Genomic DNA, 16,261 nt, shown 5'->3' with positions numbered 1-16,261 from the left:
TCAAGACCGGTCTTGGTGCAACATGCCTAGCACATCGCCGAAGTTTTGATCATCTGATGTCGGCCAATGCACGCGCATCTGCGACCGAATTTCGCAGAGCTGCGCGGCAGCGATATTCCGCCGCCGCGCGTTCTGTTTTGACGACTACCGGTCGCGGAAGCGATCCATCAGCGCCTTGTCCTGACCGCCATCGATTTCGATCATGGTGCCGTTCGCCATCTGCACCAGTGGTGACGCGAGCATGACCACGAGGTTTGCAACTTCCTCGACTTCGGCGATGCGGCCGAGCGGGATCGAGGCCGGCGCAAGCTTGTCGGCTTCCTCGTAGGAGATCTTCATGTCGCGCGACATGGCGTTGACGAGGCCAGCCCAGCGCTCGGTGCGAACCGGGCCCGGATTGACTGCGCAGAACGAGATGTTGTGGCGGCCATACTGGCCGGCGAGCGACAGCGTCATGTTCTGACCGGCAGCGTTCGCCGCGCCCGGCGCGATTTCCCAATAGGACGGCTTCACGCCATCATTGCCGATCAGGTTGACGACACGGCCGCCGCCCTGCTTGACCATGATCGGCAGCGCGTAGCGCAGGCAGCGCACATAGCCCATGAATTTGAGCTGGAGCGCCTGTTCCCAGTCGGCTTCGGTGAGCGTCTCGATCACGCCGCCCGGCGCCGAGCCGGCATTGTTGATCATGATGTCGACGCTACCGAGTTCCTTGGCAGCCTTCTCGACGAAAGCCTTGGCATCCGCATCCTTGGTGAGGTCGGCGGTAATCGCGACCACCGTCACCCCGTAGGCGTTGCGGATTTCTTCAGCGGTTTTCTCCAGCGGCTCCATGCGGCGGGCGCAGATGGCGACATTGACGCCCTCCTTGGCCAGCGTCATGGCAATCGCCTTGCCGATACCTTCGCTACCGCCGGTGACGAGAGCGCATTTGCCTTTGAGTTGGAGATCCATGTGCGTGTCCTTCTGAGGTTGGCGAAAATGGAAACGAAAATTCGTCGGTAGATCAGCTTCCTGTAAAGCGCGGGGGTCGTTTCTCGGCAAAGGCCTTGCGGCCTTCGGCGTAGTCGGCGCTGGCGTCGGCCGCGGCATAGAACTGCTCGGCTTCAGCCAGGAGTTCGGCATTACTCGTGCTCAGCGCACGAATGGCAGCCTTGGCCGCCTTGATGGTCAGCGGCGCATTGCCGGCGATCTTCCTTGCAAGCTCGCCAGCCAGCGATTCAATGTCAGCCTTCGGTGCGATGACATGCACCGCGCCCAGCGCATGAGCGCGCATGGCAGGCAGACGATCGGTCGTAAACAAGACTTGTCGCGTCGCACCGGCGCCGAACACGCGGATGAAGCGCGCAATGCCGCGCGGATCGTAGCCCAGACCTAGCTTGGCGGCGGGTACTGCGAAGAAGGCATCATCCGCAGCAACGCGCATGTCGCAACTCGCCGCCACAGACGAGCCAGCACCCATGCAGCCTCCATAGATCAGGCCGATGGTCGGCTGCGGGATCGCCTCGATCGCCAGGCAGGTATTCTCGACCAGGTCGTCATAGGCACGGGCATTGCCCTCGCCGCTGCGCGCCGTAGCAAAGTCGGAAATGTCTGCGCCCGCGGAAAACATCAGGTCGCCCTCGCCGCGGATGACCACGACACCGATGTCCTTGCGGGTGGCGACGTCGCCGGCAAAGGCGGCGATCTTGTTCCACATCGCCGTGGAGATCGCGTTACGTCGTGCCGGATTGGCCAGACGCAGCGTCGCGATGCTGTCCGCAATATCAATGACGATATCGCCGGGCGTGCTCATCGCTCAGGCCGCCGGTTTGTGCGACATCCAGCGACCGAACTCGGCCGCCGGGAAAAGCTCAGCCAGCGCCGCATTGAATGCCGCCGGCTCTTCGCTGGTGATGGTATGGCCGGCGCGCGGCAATACCAGAAGACCTGCCGTCGGCACCGTGCGCTTGAGAAAGATGCTGGGATCGAGGCACCAGTCGTCCTCGTCGCCAACGATGATCAGCAGTGGCGGCGTGAATTTCTCGAGTTGCGGCTTCATCTCCCACAGCATCGGCCGCTTGGCCTGCAGCTCGCGCATGGTCAGCGCGTGCCCGACCGGGGAGTGATCCGCCAGCATCCGCGCAAACTCGGCGAAACCACGCGGATCCTTGTTCTTGTGGGTTTGACGCGTCGCACCATCAGCGTAACGCGCCGCAGCGGTCGGGAAATCGACCGTCTCGAACATCTTCGCGGTTTCGCGCGAGGCTGCGCGGCCCTGTTCGACGAAAGCAGGATCCGGGCTTGAGCCATAGCCGCAACTGGCAGCCGTCACCGACAAGCAACGATCGGGATAATGAATACCGACATGCAGCGCCGTCGACGCGCCCATGGAATGACCGACGATATGCGCCTTATCGATCTTCAGTGCGTCCATCAGTGCGACGACGTCGTCGCGCGCGATATCCTGGCCATAGCGTGCTGGATCGGTCGGCACGTCCGATGGCGGATAACCGCGCTGGCTGTAGGTGACGCAACGATAGGAGCGCGAGAAGTAACGAAGCTGCGGCTCCCAGGTGCGGTAATCCCCCGCATACTCATGGACGAAAACCACAGGACTCCCGGTGCCGACTTCCTCATAATAGAGTTTCGCGCCGTCGGCTGTCGTCACGTGCGGCATCGTTGCCTCCTGCAGTCAGAGCAGATTTCATTTGCACACAAACGAAATGCTAGTAGCGTTATTTCGGGACTGCAAGAGGATTTAGTGGATTCAATTTTGGCATATCATTTGCTTACAAACAAATATCGCACCGCCGCATAAACCGATCGAAAAGCCACGCGCCACAACGTTTCTTGAGGAGATGTCATGACCGGACTTTCGCGACGCGCCTTCACAATGGGCACCGCTGCTACGCTGATGAGCAGCGCGCTCGCAACAAATTCGCCGGCGCAGGCGTCGACAAAAATCCGCGTGGGTAGCCTGACACTTCCCGTCTTCGCGCCGATCATCGTCAACATCATGAAGGCGCAGAAGTTCGATACCAAGAACGGTTTCGAGGCCGAAGTTCAGGTCTACCCTTCTTTCTCCTCTTATTATGCGGGCCTCGCCACCGGCGAAATCGACACGCTGATCGGCGGGCCCACCTACTTCCAGAAGCTGCGCCTCGAAGGCGTGCCGCTGCAAATCGTCGCAACAGGTGCCACGCTCGCCGATCTCGTCATCATCACCAAGGACCCGGCCATCAAGTCGCTGGCCGACCTGAAAGGCAAGCAACTCGCCGCCGACATGGGCAGCGGGCAATTCCAGATCCTGTCGATCTACGCAAAATCCAAAAAGATGGACCTGGCCAAAGACACGACATTGGTCAATGCCAACTTCGCGGTGGCGCGCGCCCAGCTCGCCGCCGGCCGCGTGGATGCCGCGATGATCATCGAGCCGATCGCCACCATGATGATGAAGGACGATCCGTCGCTGAAGATCATCTTCAACGCCAATGACGGATGGAAAGAGATAGCAGGCACCACCGGCTGGGAGCTGGTCTATGCCATGCGCGAGGATACCATCAAGAAAGCCCCGGATGCGCCGAAGAAGTTCGTCGCGGCGCTTGCGGACGTCACCAAATATCTGCGCAGCGATCCTGACGGTGCCGACAAGATCGCAGTCGAGACCGTGAAGCTGCCGCCCGGCATTTTGAAGGAGGCCGTGCTCGCCAAGCGCTGGGACTTCGACGCCAAGCCAGCCTGGGACGCCACCGAGCGCAAGAGCATCTGGGATACGTTCGAGCGCGCCGTCGCCGCCGGCTTCCATCCAAAGCTGCCTGACGAAGCGATCATCTATGCCCCCTGACGAGCCGAGACCTGCCACGCCATTCGAAGAACCGATCTTCGAAAGGTCACCGCGAAGCCTGATGATCTCCAGCCTGCCGCGCGAGACGATCATATCGATCGTCCTCTTCGCAGCGGTCTGGCAGGTCATGTCCTATCTCGCGCCGTCGCTGGGCATTCCCGCTTTCGCGATCCCGGGCCTCGGCCGTATTGCCGAAAGCCTGACCAAGATCACCCTGCTCGACGTCGCGGTGACGCTCGGCCGCGTGCTGCTGTCGCTGGTTGTCTCCTTCGTCATCGGACTGCTGGTAGCGGTGCTGATGTATCTGTCCGAAAGCGTCGAGAAATATCTGCGTCCGATGGTGCGTATCCTGATGGCCGTGCCGGTCGTCTCCTGGATCCTGTTCGCGGTGCTGTGGTTCAAGGGCGTCGAATTCCGCATCGTCTTCGTGCTGGTGGTGGTCTGCGCGCCGGTCTTCACCGTCGATGCCCTCGACAATATGCGCGAGGTCTCACGCGACCTGAAGCAGATGATCCGTTCCTTTCGGCCGACGCCCTTCCAGTTCTTTCACAAGCTGATGCTGCCCGCGATCACGCCAGGCATCATCACGAGCTGGAAGATCACTCTCAGCCTCGCCATCCGCGTCGTGACCATCGCTGAACTCGTCGGCGCAGTCACGGGCATCGGGCATCAGCTCTCGGTGGCCCAGGAATTGTTCTCGGTGGCCGACGTATTTGCCTGGACGCTGGTGCTGGTCGTGCTGCTGTTCTTCCTCGAAGCATTGCTCGTCAGGCTCGAAACGCACGTATTGCGGTGGCGGGCATGACCGGAGCTTCAGCGCCCATCGAGATCGCGCAGTTGCGCAAAGTGTTTCGCCAGACCACATCCGGCCAGTCGATCACAGCCATCGATCAGTTGTCGCTGCGGATCGAGCCCGGCGAACTCATCGCCATCGTGGGCAAGACCGGTTGCGGGAAATCGACCCTGTTCGATCTATTAATCGGGCTCGAACATCCCACCGCCGGCAGCATCACCATCGGCGGAAAAACACCCTATGACGACTTCAACGCCTTCCGCGGCAAGATCGCCACGATCTTCCAGCAGGACCGGCTGTTTCCATGGCGTTCGGCCCTCGACAACGTCAAGCTCCCGCTCGAACTGATCGGCATCGCCGAAGATGTTCAGCAGGAGCGCGCGCTGACGTGGCTGAAACGGCTCGGTCTGGAGAAGTTCGCCAATGCCTATCCGCGCGAACTCTCCGGCGGCATGCGCCAGCGCGTGGCGATTGCGCGCGCCTTTGCCGTACAGCCGGAGATCCTGTTGGCGGATGAATCCTTCAGCGCGCTCGATGAAGTTACGGCCAATGAGCTGCGAAAGACTTTTGTAGAACTGGCACGGGAGTTCAAATCCACCGCGATCCTGATTACGCATCAGCTCGAGGAAGCGATGGCCGTGGGCGATCGCATTGTTGTGTTCGGCAAGTCGGCGGCGCTTTTGGCGGACGTGCGAACGTCAGACTGGGATCGCGCGGACTATCCCCTGCTCCGCGAGGCGATTCAGAATACGCTGCAGGCAAACGCGCCAGATGCGCGGTTGAAACGCTGATCTAACCTCTCCCCGCTCTGCGCGGGGAGAGGTCGACTGGCGAAGTCGGTCGGGTGAGGGGCATGGCACAGTCCTCTCATCAACGACAACATTGCGGATCGAAAGAGCCCCTCACCCCGCCCTCTCCCCGCAAGCGCGGGGCGAGGGAGCGCTGGCTGCGAGCCTAAACTACATCATCCCATGATCGCCTTGGCGGCATTGCCCATGGCTTCCACCGAGGCATCGCCCGTATCCGTGAAGCACAGGATACGACACGGGCATGACTCAAGCCCATCATAGCGCCACGGGAATGCACCGATCAGGCAGCGCTGGTTCAGCATCAGTTCGATGTCGCCGCCGATATTCTCGGCATGCAACAGGCCTTCCTGGAACGCGTAGTTGTGGAACGGGAACATGTCGGCGGAGACATGCCGGCCCGAGAGCTTGTGGGTGTATTCGAAGGTGCCGAAGAATTCAGCCGGCGTCTTGCCGTGCTTCTTGGTGAACTGCGCAGCGATGTCCGGCCGCATATTGCGGATCGAGGTGTTCATCGAGTGATCGCAGGAGCCGGTGTCCATGCCGAACCATTTGATCTTCTTCTCCAGCATCCAGTGCAGCGTGTCGAGATTCGGACCGGGGTGATAGCAGAAATATTTCACCAGATCCTGCTGCGCCTGGCCTTCGTAATATTTGTGCCAGCCGGTGTGCAGGATCAGAATGTCGCCTTCGCGAATATCCGCGCCGGACTTCTCGAGCATCTCCGGTGTGATCACCGCCCAGTCATGCATCTGGCTGGAGATGTCGACCACCACGCCGCGATTGAACAGGTAATCCAGCGGCAGTGAGGCCATGTCGCCCTTGCGCCCGTCGGTGGCGTGCATCGCGCCGTCGAAATGGGTGCCGGCATGCAGCGCCGTCTCGATCCGCTGCGCCACGATCATCTGTGTCTGCAGGTTCTGCGCATAATACATCTTGTTGCCGGCATAGCCGACCCAGCCGGGCGTGTGGATGTTCATGACGTGGGAGAGATCGACGACTTTCATGGTGCTATCCTTCATCGTTTCGGGGCGCCCACCGGCAGGTGGAAATCGTAAGCATACAAACAATTCTGCGCAATGCCCGCAGATGCAGGATCAGGGCCAGAAACAGACCGGCAAACGCTGGGCTGCCACGACAATCCTCGATTGTGAAAGCGCCGTTCAGCGCTTGCGTTGACATCGATAAACCCGGCGGATACGCCAATTTAATGAACTGCTGCAAAGACAGCGTCAGCGATGCGGCCACAGCCGTTTCGGTGCAGGTGCCACGATCAGGCACGTTACCAGGAGTGGCGTTGCCATGATGGATTTCGCCACCCGAGTCCACAATCACAACTACCGGCTTGATCCGATCATCCGGTCGCTGCTGGACACCGACTTCTACAAATTCCTGATGCATCAGTTCATCTGGATGCTCTATCCGAAGGTGCCCGTGACCTTCGGCCTGATCAACCGGACCAAGACCGTCCGCCTTGCCGAGATCATTCCGGAGGCGGTGCTGCGCGCGCAGCTCGATCATGCCCGCACGCTTTCATTCCGAGAGAACGAACTGATCTGGCTGGCCGGCAACCGCTTCTATGGCCGCCGCGACATTTTCCGTCCGGAATATATCGAATATCTGCGCAGTTTCAGGTTGCCTGACTACAAGCTTGAGACCATCGATGGTCAATATGTGCTCACCTTCGAAGGTGACTGGGCCGAAGTCACGATGTGGGAGATCTACGCCCTCGCCATCGTCAGCGAATTGCGGTCGCGGATCGCCATGGCCACGCTGGACAAGTTCGAGCTGGATATTCTCTACGCCCAGACCAAGACCAAGATCTGGAACAAGATCAAGAAGCTGAAATCCTATCCGGACATGCGGCTCGCGGAATTCGGCACCCGTCGCCGCCACGGCTTCCTGTGGCAGGAATGGGTGACGGACGCGATGGCCAACGAGCTTGGCCGCAGCTTCGTCGGAACGTCGAACGCCCTGCTCGCCTTCAAGCATTCATTCGAGGCCATCGGCACCAATTCGCACGAACTGCCGATGGTGTTCGCCTGCCTCGCCGAAAACGACGACCAGTTGAAGACCGCACAATATGACGTGCTGGCGAAGTGGCAGGAGGTCTATGACGGCGAGCTCTTGATCATCCTGCCCGACACATTCGGCATGACGCAGTTCCTGCGCGATGCGCCGGCCTGGGCCTCGAAATGGACCGGTATGCGCATGGATAGCAAGGAACCGGTTGCGGCGGGCGAAGAGATGATCGCCTGGTATGCCATGCGTGGCGAAGATCCGCGCAAGAAGCGCGCAATGTTCAGCGACGGTCTCGAAGTCGATCTGATGATCGATCTGCATCAGCGCTTCCGCGGCCGCATCCGCGAGAGCTTCGGCTGGGGCACCATGGCCACCAACGACTTCCGCGGCGCGCATCCGCGCGGGCTCGATTCACTCGACCCGATCAGTCTGGTCTGCAAGGTCACCTATGCCAACGGCCGCTCGGCCGTGAAGCTGTCGGACAATCCGGCCAAGACCACCGGTAGCAGCCCTGCGGAGATCGAACGCTATCTGCGCATCTTCGGCCGCGAGGGCGTGGCTGAGCAACCGGTGATCGTCTAATCAAAACTGCAGACGCAAAAAGGCGCCGCCCGGTTTCCCGGACGGCGCTTTGCTTTGTGTATAGATCGAGGCTGCTTACAGCAGGCCTGCTCCGCGCGCCCACTTGTACTTGGCGCCAAGCACTTCGACCGGCAATTCGGTCGAATAGGCGTAAGCCGGAATGCCGTTCTGGTAGAGATATTCGGCGGCTTCCTCGACTTCCACGTCGCCCGCGAGCGAAGCCACCATCGGCTTCTCGATGCCCTTGGCCTTCATCTCGTTCTTGATCTCGACCATGTTGCGCGCGAACACCATCGGCGGCGTCACGATCGTGTGCCAGTAGCCGAGGATCAGCGAGTGGATGCGATCATCGGTGAGGCCCAGCTTCACAGTGTTGACGTAAGTGATGGGCGGTTCGCCACCGGTGATGTCGACCGGGTTGCCGGCGGCACCGAACGGCGGGATGAACTTGCGGAACGCCGCATCGAGATCCGGCGGCATCGCCATCAGCGACATGCCGTTATCGACCACCGCATCCGACAGCAGCACGCCCGAACCACCAGCACCGGTGATGATCAGCACGTTCTCGCCCTTCGGCGTCGGCAGCACGGGAATGCCACGGGCGAATTCGAGCAATTGCCGCAGCGAGCGGGCGCGAATGACCCCCGACTGCTTCAGTACGTCCTCATAGATCTTGTCGTTGCCGGCGAGTGCGCCGGTATGCGACGACGCCGCCTTGGCGCCGGCCGAGGTGCGGCCAGCCTTGAGGACGACAACCGGCTTGATCTTGGAGACGCGCTTGGCGGCTTCGGCGAAGGCACGGCCATCCTTCAGGTCCTCGCAGTGCTGCGCGATGATCGTGGTGTTGGGATCCTGCTCGAAGAAGGCGAGCAGATCGTCCTCATCGATATCCGACTTGTTGCCGAGGCCGACGATCGCCGACACGCCCATCTTGGCAGAGCGCGAGAAACCAATGATCGCCATGCCGATACCGCCGGACTGCGACGACAATGCCGCCGAGCCCTTCACGTCATAGGCTGTACAGAAAGTCGCGCAGAGATTGGCCGGCGTATAATAGAAGCCATAGATATTCGGCCCCATCAGACGGACGTCGTATTTCTTGCCGATTTCGACGATCTCTTCCTGCAGCGCAGGCTCATTGGCTTCGGCAAAGCCCGACGGGATCAGCACCGCGCCCGGAATTTTCTTCTCGCCGCACTCGATCAGCGCACCTGCAACGAACTTGGCGGGAATCGCGAATACCGCGGTATCGATCACACCCGGAACATCCTTGACGCTCTTATAGGCTTTGCGGCCCATGATCTCTTCCGCCTTGGGATGGATCGGGTAGATGTCGCCCTTGTAGCCGCCGTTGATGAGGTTCTTCATCACCGAATTGCCGATCTTGCCATCTTCGGCGGAGGCGCCGATCACAGCGACGGCCTTCGGCATCATGATGCGGTTCATCGCCGTGACGATTTCGGCGTTGGAGCGCGGCGCCGGGCGCGGTTGGTAGTCGAAATCGACGACGATGCGCACGTCGGCGGCGATCGCATCCTTCTTGGTGGCGAAGACAGGGTTGAGATCGAGTTCGACCATCTCCGGGAAATCGCTGACAAGCTGCGATACTTTGACGATGATGTCGGCCAGCGCTTCGCGGTTGGCGGGATCGCCGCCGCGCACGCCATGCAGCATCTCGGCGGCCTGGATGCCATCGAGCATCGACAGCGCATCTTCATTGGTCGCGGGGGCGAGACGGAATGTCACATCCTTCAGCACTTCGACCAGCACGCCGCCGAGGCCGAAAGCCACCAGCTTGCCGAACGAACCATCGGTGATCGAACCGATGATCACTTCGGTGCCGCCCATCAGCATTTGCTGAACCTGGATACCTTCTATCTTGGCGTCGGCCTTGTACTTCTTGGCATTGGCCAGAATAGTGTCGTAAGCTTTCTGCGCGTCTTCGGCGGTCTTGACGCCGACGATGACGCCGCCCGCTTCAGTCTTGTGGAGAATGTCCGGCGAGACGATCTTCATCACGACCGGGAAGCCCATGCCGCTTGCCATCTTGGCAGCGTCAGCGGCTGAGGTGGCCACGCCTTCCTTCGGCACGGGAATGCCGTAGGCGTCACACACAAGCTTGCCCTCGGGGGCGGTCAGGCTGGTGCGCTTGTCGGCTTTGACCGCATCGAGAACTTTGCGGACGGCCTGTTTCGCCGATGGTGTTGCTTCTTTGACGGCAAGATTCGATTGGGACATGGCTTCCTCCTTCACGTCTTTTCCAATAGACGGATTGATGGCATTTGGTATGCCAGAAACTTGATTGTCAAGCCGCGTTGCAGCGCAAAATTGCTGAAATAGCTGTCATCTTGACATGCTGGCATCTGGTATGCCAAAAATTCTTGACGTTATTTCTGTGGTAGGACATCTCGACTGGAGATGATTCATGCCCACGCGAAAACAAACCAAGGCGCCGTCCGTCATGTCTGAAGCCGATATCGCGATCGTTCGGATTGCACCGGAGACCAGCTTCAAGACCAAGGCCTATGAAGCCTTGAAAGAAGCCATTCTTAAGATGGACATCTACACCTCGCCCGATCCGGTGATGCTTGACGAGCGCGCGCTGTCGGAACGACTTGGTGTCAGCCGCACACCTATCCGCGAAGCCATTGCGATGCTGGAGCAGGATGGCTTCGTAAAGACCGTGCCACGCCGCGGCATCGTCGTTGTCAGAAAGACCAAGGTCGAGATCGTCGACATGATCCGCGCCTGGGCGGCGCTGGAAAGCATGGCCGCGCGTCTGATCACGACTACCGCACGCAAGAAAGATATCTCGGCGCTGCGCGACTTCTTCAAGGACTTCAACAAGGACCGTCTGCCGCAGGACCACGTTGAGGAATATTCGAAAGCGAATATCGCTTTCCACCAGGCGCTGATCTCGCTCAGCGAGTCGCCGGTACTGGTCGATATGACCAACGATATTCTGCTGCATGTGCGTGGCTATCGTCAGTTGACGATCGGACGCACCGACCGTACCGCGACGTCCCTGCCCGAGCATCTGGCCATCATCGAAGCGCTCGAGGAGCGCAATACCGAGCTCGCCGAGAAGCGCGCACGCGATCACACACTGGGTCTGGCTTCTTATGTCGAAGCCCACGGCCAGGAATTGTTTACGTAAGCGCCGTCTCGCGACGGTTCACTACTCCGCACCACGTCCAATTGAGCAACGACCAACCGTCACAAGAAAAGTCAGGGAGAGCGGGATGTCCGCAGTAGTCCAGAGCATCGATACCAACGCAGCCGCCGAGCAGGAATTGACCGATGGCTTCCATCTGATCATCGATGCTCTCAAGCTCAATGGCCTCAACACAATCTATGGCGTGCCGGGCATTCCAATTACCGACTTCGGCCGCATGGCGCAGGCCGAGGGCATCCGGGTGCTGTCGTTCCGTCACGAACAGGCCGCCGGCTATGCCGCATCGATCGCCGGCTATCTCACCAAAAAGCCTGGCGTCTGCCTGACCGTGTCGGCACCCGGCTTCCTCAACGGCCTTACGGCGCTGGCCCATGCCACCACCAACTGCTTCCCGATGATCCTGATCTCCGGCTCATCCGAGCGCGAGATCGTCGACCTGCAGCAGGGCGACTATGAAGAAATGGATCAGCTCGCGATCGCCAAGCCGCTGTGTAAGGCCGCGTTCCGCGTGCTGCATGCGGCGGACATCGGCATCGGTCTCGCGCGCGCGATCCGCGCTGCGGTGTCCGGCCGTCCGGGCGGCGTCTATCTCGATCTGCCCGCCAAGCTGTTCGGTCAGGTGATGAATGCCGACGCCGGCAAGAAGTCGCTGGTCAAGGTGATCGATGCTGCACCGGCGCAGATCCCTGCACCGGACTCGATCAAGCGCGCGCTCGACGTGCTGAAATCGGCGAAGAAGCCGCTGATCATCCTCGGCAAGGGCGCCGCTTATGCACAGGCTGACGACGCGGTGAAGGCGCTGGTCGAAACCTCCGGCATTCCGTTCCTGCCGATGAGCATGGCCAAGGGTCTTCTGCCTGACACCCATCCGCAGTGTGCGGGTGCTGCACGTTCGACGGTCCTGAAAGACAGCGATGTCGTCATGCTGATCGGCGCACGCCTGAACTGGCTGCTGTCGCACGGCAAGGGCAAGAGCTGGGGTGATGCACCGAAGAAGTTCATCCAGATCGACATCGAGCCGAAGGAAATGGACTCCAACGTCGAGATCGTCGCACCTGTCGTCGGTGACATCGGCTCCTGCGTCGCCGCTCTACTCGATGGCATGGGCAAGGGCTGGCAGAAGGCGCCGGTGGACTGGGCCAATGCGGTCACCAAGAAGCGCGAAGAGAACGTCGCCAAGATGGCGCCGCGCCTGATGAACAACAACTCTCCGATGGATTATCACGGCGCGCTCGGCGTTCTCCGCACCATCATCGCCGAACGTCCCGACGCGATGCTCGTCAATGAAGGCGCCAACACGCTCGACCTCGCCCGCGGCATCGTTGACATGTATCAGCCGCGCAAGCGCATCGATGTCGGCACCTGGGGCATCATGGGCATCGGCATGGGTTATTGCATCGCCGCGGCCGTCGAAACCGGCAAGCCTGTCCTCGCGATCGAAGGTGACAGCGCGTTCGGTTTCTCCGGCATGGAGGTGGAGACGATCTGTCGCTACAATCTGCCGGTCTGCATCGTCGTCTTCAACAATGACGGCATCTATCGCGGCACCGACGTCAATCCGACCGGCGGCTCCGACGTGGCACCGACGGTCTTCGTCAAGGGTTCGCGCTACGACAAGATGATGGAAGCCTTCGGCGGCGTCGGCACCAACGCGACCTCGCCCGACGAACTCAAGCGCGCCGTCAATGCGGCGATGGATTCCGGCAAGCCGACGCTCATCAATGCGGTGATCGATCCGGCGGCCGGCAGCGAGAGCGGCCGCATCGGCAACCTCAATCCGCAGAGCGTTCTGAGCAAGAAGAAATAACACCTGACCATGCGGGGTCGTGAGGCCCCGCCCCTTTTCTCCATGTGCCGAGCCGGCAAAAAATAGTTACGGGAGCAAAACAATGACACAAGCGCTCAAAGGCGTTCGCATTCTGGACTTCACCCACGTTCAATCCGGCCCAACCTGCACGCAGTTGCTGGCATGGTTCGGCGCCGATGTGATCAAGGTCGAACGGCCCGGCGTTGGCGACATCACCCGCGGCCAGCTACAGGACGTGCCGAATGTGGACAGCCTGTATTTCACCATGCTGAACCACAACAAGCGTTCGATCACCCTCGACACCAAGAACCCGAAGGGCAAGGAAGTCCTCACCGCGCTGATGAAAGAGTGCGATGTTCTTGTCGAGAACTTCGGACCCGGCGTGCTCGACCGCATGGGCTTCCCGTTCGAGAAGATTCAGCAGATCAACCCGAAGATGATCGTCGCCTCGATCAAGGGGTTTGGTCCTGGTCCCTATGAGGACTGCAAGGTCTATGAGAACGTCGCGCAGTGCACCGGCGGCGCAGCTTCCACCACCGGCTTCCGCGACGGCCTGCCGCTCGTCACCGGCGCACAGATCGGCGATAGCGGCACTGGTCTGCATCTCGCACTCGGCATCGTTACCGCGCTGTATCAGCGCACGCAGACCGGCAAGGGCCAGAAGGTCACCGCCGCGATGCAGGACGGCGTGCTGAATCTCGCGCGCGTCAAGCTGCGCGACCAGCAGCGCCTCGCCCATGGCCCGCTCAAGGAATACAGCCAGTTCGGCGAAGGCATTCCGTTCGGCGATGCCGTGCCGCGTGCCGGCAACGACAGCGGCGGTGGCCAGCCCGGTCGCATCCTGAAGTGCAAGGGCTGGGAAACCGACCCGAACGCTTACATCTACTTCATCACTCAGGCGCCGGTGTGGGAGAAGATCTGCGACGTGATCGGCGAACCGACCTGGAAGACCGACCCGGCCTATGCCAAGCCGGCGGTGCGCCTGCCCAAGCTCAACGCGATCTTCGCGCGCATCGAACAGTGGACGATGACCAAGACCAAGTTCGAGGCGATGGAAATCCTCAACAAGGATGACATCCCGTGCGGCCCGATCCTGTCCATGAAGGAATTGGCCGAAGACCAGTCGCTCCGCGCCACCGGCACCGTGGTCGAGGTCGATCACCCCGAGCGCGGCAAGTATCTGTCGGTTGGTAATCCGATTAAGCTATCGGCCAGCCCCACTGAAGTGACGCGCTCGCCGCTGCTCGGCGAACATACCGACGAAATCCTCAGGCAAGTGCTGGGCTTCAGCGATCATCAGGTGGCCGAAATCCACGACTCCGGCGCACTCGATCCGCCGCGGAAGGTCGCAGCTGAGTAATTTCGGAAGCGATTTCATATAATTAGATGCGAAAGGCCGCCGATTGGCGGCCTTTTTTCATTTACGGTGGCCAATGCGGAACTTTAATAAGAAAATCAAATCGATCCATATCGCACTGCAGAATCCTCATGCTGCCATGCAAACAAGACAATTGTCCTTGGCATCTGGTATACGTAAATTGATCCCAGATGATGAGGCGCCAAGACGCGGCGGCCTCCAGCAAAGGATCAGATCATGTCGAAGACTGCTTCTCTCGGCCTCACCACGTCCACCAGCTTCTTCGCTCGCTTCATGGCCTCGCTCGATCGCGCGCTGATGGCCAGCGCACGCATCTCGGCCCGCAACGGCGACCTGCCCCGCTTCGGCCTGTAAGGCTGCGACTTCACTACTTTTGCGCGGCCGGCCCGCGCAAAATTCTCTGCGTTCCTCCCGACGACTGGCCCCGGATTTCCGGGGCCGTTTTTTTGTTTGTGTAGTTGCATCGCAGCGACGTCTCGCGCTCCCTGCGACATTTCAGCCTCCCCGGCTTTTAACGGCTCTAATCGCTTGCCGCTTGGCATATCGCATACCAAAATGCGCGAACGGGTAATGCTTCACGTTTGAACAGAAAGCATACCTGGGGAGGACAAAGGCTGCGCTGCCCTCGCGGGCACGCAATGCCGTACGCGCCATGACAAAGCGATCCAGATCCACCCATCCTTTTTGCAGGCGAGCCGCTTCGTTGCTCGACAGTCTGACGTGCGCATATGGCGCGCGCAAGGGCGCGTTTGAACATCTGCAGTCAGGACATTCGAAGGAAGACCCGACCACGCACTGACGATTTCAAAGTCGACGAACGATCGACGCTATCAAAACGAATGGGAGAGAAACAATGAAACACCTAGGTTCATGTCTCACGCTGGCCGCCGCTGCATCCATTCTCTGCCTGGGAGCGTCTCTCCCGGCATCTGCTGCATGGGAGCCGACGCGCCCCGTCGAATTGATCGTTCCCGCGGGCACCGGCGGCGGCGCCGATCAGATGGCGCGCACCATTCAGGGCATCATCACCAAGCACAGTCTGATGAAGCAGCCGCTTGTCGTCATCAACAAGTCGGGTGGCGCGGGCGGTGAAGGTTTCCTCGACGTGAAGTCGGCGAACAACAATCCGCACAAGATCATCATCACGTTGTCAAACCTGTTCACGACACCGCTCGCCACCGGCATTCCCTTCAACTGGAAGGATCTCACCCCGGTCGCGATGCTGGCGCTCGACGAGTTCGTGCTGTGGGTAAATGCCGACAAACCGTACAAGACGGTGAAGGAATATATCGACGCCGTGAAGGCCGCACCGGCCGGCACGATCAAGATGGGCGGCACGGGCTCGAAGCAGGAAGACCAGATCATCACGGTCGCGCTGGAGAAGGCGATCGGCAGCAAGTTCACTTACATCCCCTACAAGGGCGGCGGTGAAGTCGCCGTGCAGCTCGTCGGTCAGCACGTCGATTCAACCGTGAACAATCCGATCGAGGCTGTTGCGCAGTGGCGCGGCGGCAAGGTGCGTCCGCTCTGCGTCTTCGACAGCAAACCGATGGCCTATGACGAACAGGTCGCCGACGGCAAGGGCTGGAAGGACATTCCAACCTGCAAGTCGCAGGGGCTCGACATCGAATATGTGATGCTGCGCGGCATCTTCATGGGGCCGAAAGCGACGAAGGATCAGATCGACTATTATGTCGAGTTGTTCAAGAAGGTCCGCGCGACACCCGAGTGGCAGGACCTGATGAAGAGCGGCGCCTTCAATACGACCTTCATGACCGGCAGCGAATATGCCGGCTGGGTTGGCACCGAAGAGAAGCGCCACGAGACGCTGATGAAGGAAGCGGGCTTCCTCGCGCAAGGCAACTGACGCTG

General features: G+C 60.3%; 14 protein-coding genes. 9 read left to right on the top strand and 5 right to left on the bottom strand.

Features of this window, described 5'->3' with window-relative positions:
- Window positions 1-144: 144 nt before the first annotated feature.
- From A4A58_RS05915 to A4A58_RS05905, 3 genes are read right to left on the bottom strand one after another with little or no spacing between them, the layout of a single operon-like run.
- On the bottom strand, window positions 145-954 hold the full coding sequence (locus tag A4A58_RS05915; RefSeq protein WP_068730540.1) for an SDR family NAD(P)-dependent oxidoreductase: 810 nt from the start codon (window positions 952-954) through the stop codon (window positions 145-147).
- 52 nt (window positions 955-1,006) lie between these two features.
- The gene (locus A4A58_RS05910) at window positions 1,007-1,795 is read right to left on the bottom strand and encodes an enoyl-CoA hydratase-related protein (RefSeq protein WP_068730539.1); all 789 of its coding nucleotides are present in this window, start codon (window positions 1,793-1,795) and stop codon (window positions 1,007-1,009) included.
- A 3-nt stretch (window positions 1,796-1,798) separates the two neighbouring features.
- Complete coding sequence (locus A4A58_RS05905) at window positions 1,799-2,659, bottom strand: alpha/beta fold hydrolase (protein ID WP_068730538.1); 861 nt, start codon at window positions 2,657-2,659, stop codon at window positions 1,799-1,801.
- Window positions 2,660-2,845: 186 nt separating this feature from the next.
- Here A4A58_RS05905 and A4A58_RS05900 point away from each other — a divergent pair, with 186 nt between their 5' ends.
- From A4A58_RS05900 to A4A58_RS05890, 3 genes are all read left to right on the top strand, one after another.
- Complete coding sequence (locus A4A58_RS05900) at window positions 2,846-3,826, top strand: ABC transporter substrate-binding protein (RefSeq protein WP_081421749.1); 981 nt, start codon at window positions 2,846-2,848, stop codon at window positions 3,824-3,826.
- A 61-nt stretch (window positions 3,827-3,887) separates the two neighbouring features.
- The gene (locus A4A58_RS05895; protein ID WP_158005656.1) at window positions 3,888-4,631 is read left to right on the top strand and encodes an ABC transporter permease; all 744 of its coding nucleotides are present in this window, start codon (window positions 3,888-3,890) and stop codon (window positions 4,629-4,631) included.
- Complete coding sequence (locus tag A4A58_RS05890) at window positions 4,628-5,410, top strand: ABC transporter ATP-binding protein (protein WP_086936991.1); 783 nt, start codon at window positions 4,628-4,630, stop codon at window positions 5,408-5,410. The genes A4A58_RS05895 and A4A58_RS05890 overlap by 4 nt, the downstream gene beginning before the upstream one ends.
- A 173-nt stretch (window positions 5,411-5,583) precedes the next feature.
- Here the strand turns inward: A4A58_RS05890 and A4A58_RS05885 are convergent, their stop codons facing one another.
- On the bottom strand, window positions 5,584-6,432 hold the full coding sequence (locus tag A4A58_RS05885) for a cyclase family protein (protein WP_158005655.1): 849 nt from the start codon (window positions 6,430-6,432) through the stop codon (window positions 5,584-5,586).
- A 295-nt stretch (window positions 6,433-6,727) separates the two neighbouring features.
- Between A4A58_RS05885 and pncB the strand changes: the two genes are divergently transcribed.
- Complete coding sequence (gene pncB, locus A4A58_RS05880; protein ID WP_068730534.1) at window positions 6,728-8,029, top strand: nicotinate phosphoribosyltransferase; 1,302 nt, start codon at window positions 6,728-6,730, stop codon at window positions 8,027-8,029.
- Window positions 8,030-8,104: 75 nt separating this feature from the next.
- Here pncB and A4A58_RS05875 read toward each other — a convergent pair whose 3' ends face one another.
- On the bottom strand, window positions 8,105-10,267 hold the full coding sequence (locus A4A58_RS05875; RefSeq protein ID WP_068730722.1) for an acetate--CoA ligase family protein: 2,163 nt from the start codon (window positions 10,265-10,267) through the stop codon (window positions 8,105-8,107).
- Window positions 10,268-10,454: 187 nt separating this feature from the next.
- Here A4A58_RS05875 and A4A58_RS05870 point away from each other — a divergent pair, with 187 nt between their 5' ends.
- The 5 genes from A4A58_RS05870 to A4A58_RS05855 all read left to right on the top strand — a co-directional run bounded on the left by A4A58_RS05870 (window position 10,455) and on the right by A4A58_RS05855 (window position 16,256).
- Complete coding sequence (locus A4A58_RS05870; protein WP_068730533.1) at window positions 10,455-11,186, top strand: GntR family transcriptional regulator; 732 nt, start codon at window positions 10,455-10,457, stop codon at window positions 11,184-11,186.
- A gap of 85 nt (window positions 11,187-11,271) precedes the next feature.
- Window positions 11,272-13,011: an oxalyl-CoA decarboxylase gene (gene oxc / locus A4A58_RS05865; RefSeq protein ID WP_068730532.1), complete on the top strand. Its 1,740-nt coding sequence runs from the start codon at window positions 11,272-11,274 to the stop codon at window positions 13,009-13,011.
- An 82-nt stretch (window positions 13,012-13,093) separates the two neighbouring features.
- Window positions 13,094-14,371 carry a formyl-CoA transferase gene (gene frc, locus A4A58_RS05860; protein WP_068730531.1) on the top strand — a complete coding sequence of 426 codons (1,278 nt, stop codon included), beginning with the start codon at window positions 13,094-13,096 and terminating at the stop codon, window positions 14,369-14,371.
- A 234-nt stretch (window positions 14,372-14,605) separates the two neighbouring features.
- Entirely contained in the window at window positions 14,606-14,743 is a 138-nt protein-coding gene (locus A4A58_RS31060; protein WP_192855889.1) for a hypothetical protein, read from the top strand.
- A 499-nt stretch (window positions 14,744-15,242) separates the two neighbouring features.
- Window positions 15,243-16,256: a Bug family tripartite tricarboxylate transporter substrate binding protein gene (locus A4A58_RS05855; protein WP_081421748.1), complete on the top strand. Its 1,014-nt coding sequence runs from the start codon at window positions 15,243-15,245 to the stop codon at window positions 16,254-16,256.
- The last annotated feature ends 5 nt before the right edge of the window (window positions 16,257-16,261 follow it).

The sequence above is a fragment of the Tardiphaga robiniae genome (genome assembly GCF_001618955.1).
Classification (GTDB): domain Bacteria; phylum Pseudomonadota; class Alphaproteobacteria; order Rhizobiales; family Xanthobacteraceae; genus Tardiphaga; species Tardiphaga robiniae_A.
This window is presented reverse-complemented; position numbering and strand designations above follow the sequence as displayed.

What these genes read in the sequence shown, in the direction of transcription:
- A4A58_RS05900 (WP_081421749.1), top strand. Translation starts at nt 2,846, where the DNA reads ATGACCGGACTTTCGCGACGCGCCTTCACAATGGGCACCGCTGCTACG.
- A4A58_RS05870 (WP_068730533.1), top strand. Translation starts at nt 10,455, where the DNA reads ATGCCCACGCGAAAACAAACCAAGGCGCCGTCCGTCATGTCTGAAGCC.
- oxc (WP_068730532.1), top strand. Translation starts at nt 11,272, where the DNA reads ATGTCCGCAGTAGTCCAGAGCATCGATACCAACGCAGCCGCCGAGCAG.
- A4A58_RS05855 (WP_081421748.1), top strand. Translation starts at nt 15,243, where the DNA reads ATGAAACACCTAGGTTCATGTCTCACGCTGGCCGCCGCTGCATCCATT.
- frc (WP_068730531.1), top strand. Translation starts at nt 13,094, where the DNA reads ATGACACAAGCGCTCAAAGGCGTTCGCATTCTGGACTTCACCCACGTT.
- A4A58_RS31060 (WP_192855889.1), top strand. Translation starts at nt 14,606, where the DNA reads ATGTCGAAGACTGCTTCTCTCGGCCTCACCACGTCCACCAGCTTCTTC.
- A4A58_RS05885 (WP_158005655.1), bottom strand. Translation starts at nt 6,432, where the DNA reads ATGAAAGTCGTCGATCTCTCCCACGTCATGAACATCCACACGCCCGGC.
- A4A58_RS05895 (WP_158005656.1), top strand. Translation starts at nt 3,888, where the DNA reads ATGATCTCCAGCCTGCCGCGCGAGACGATCATATCGATCGTCCTCTTC.
- A4A58_RS05915 (WP_068730540.1), bottom strand. Translation starts at nt 954, where the DNA reads ATGGATCTCCAACTCAAAGGCAAATGCGCTCTCGTCACCGGCGGTAGC.
- A4A58_RS05905 (WP_068730538.1), bottom strand. Translation starts at nt 2,659, where the DNA reads ATGCCGCACGTGACGACAGCCGACGGCGCGAAACTCTATTATGAGGAA.
- A4A58_RS05875 (WP_068730722.1), bottom strand. Translation starts at nt 10,267, where the DNA reads ATGTCCCAATCGAATCTTGCCGTCAAAGAAGCAACACCATCGGCGAAA.
- A4A58_RS05910 (WP_068730539.1), bottom strand. Translation starts at nt 1,795, where the DNA reads ATGAGCACGCCCGGCGATATCGTCATTGATATTGCGGACAGCATCGCG.
- A4A58_RS05890 (WP_086936991.1), top strand. Translation starts at nt 4,628, where the DNA reads ATGACCGGAGCTTCAGCGCCCATCGAGATCGCGCAGTTGCGCAAAGTG.
- pncB (WP_068730534.1), top strand. Translation starts at nt 6,728, where the DNA reads ATGATGGATTTCGCCACCCGAGTCCACAATCACAACTACCGGCTTGAT.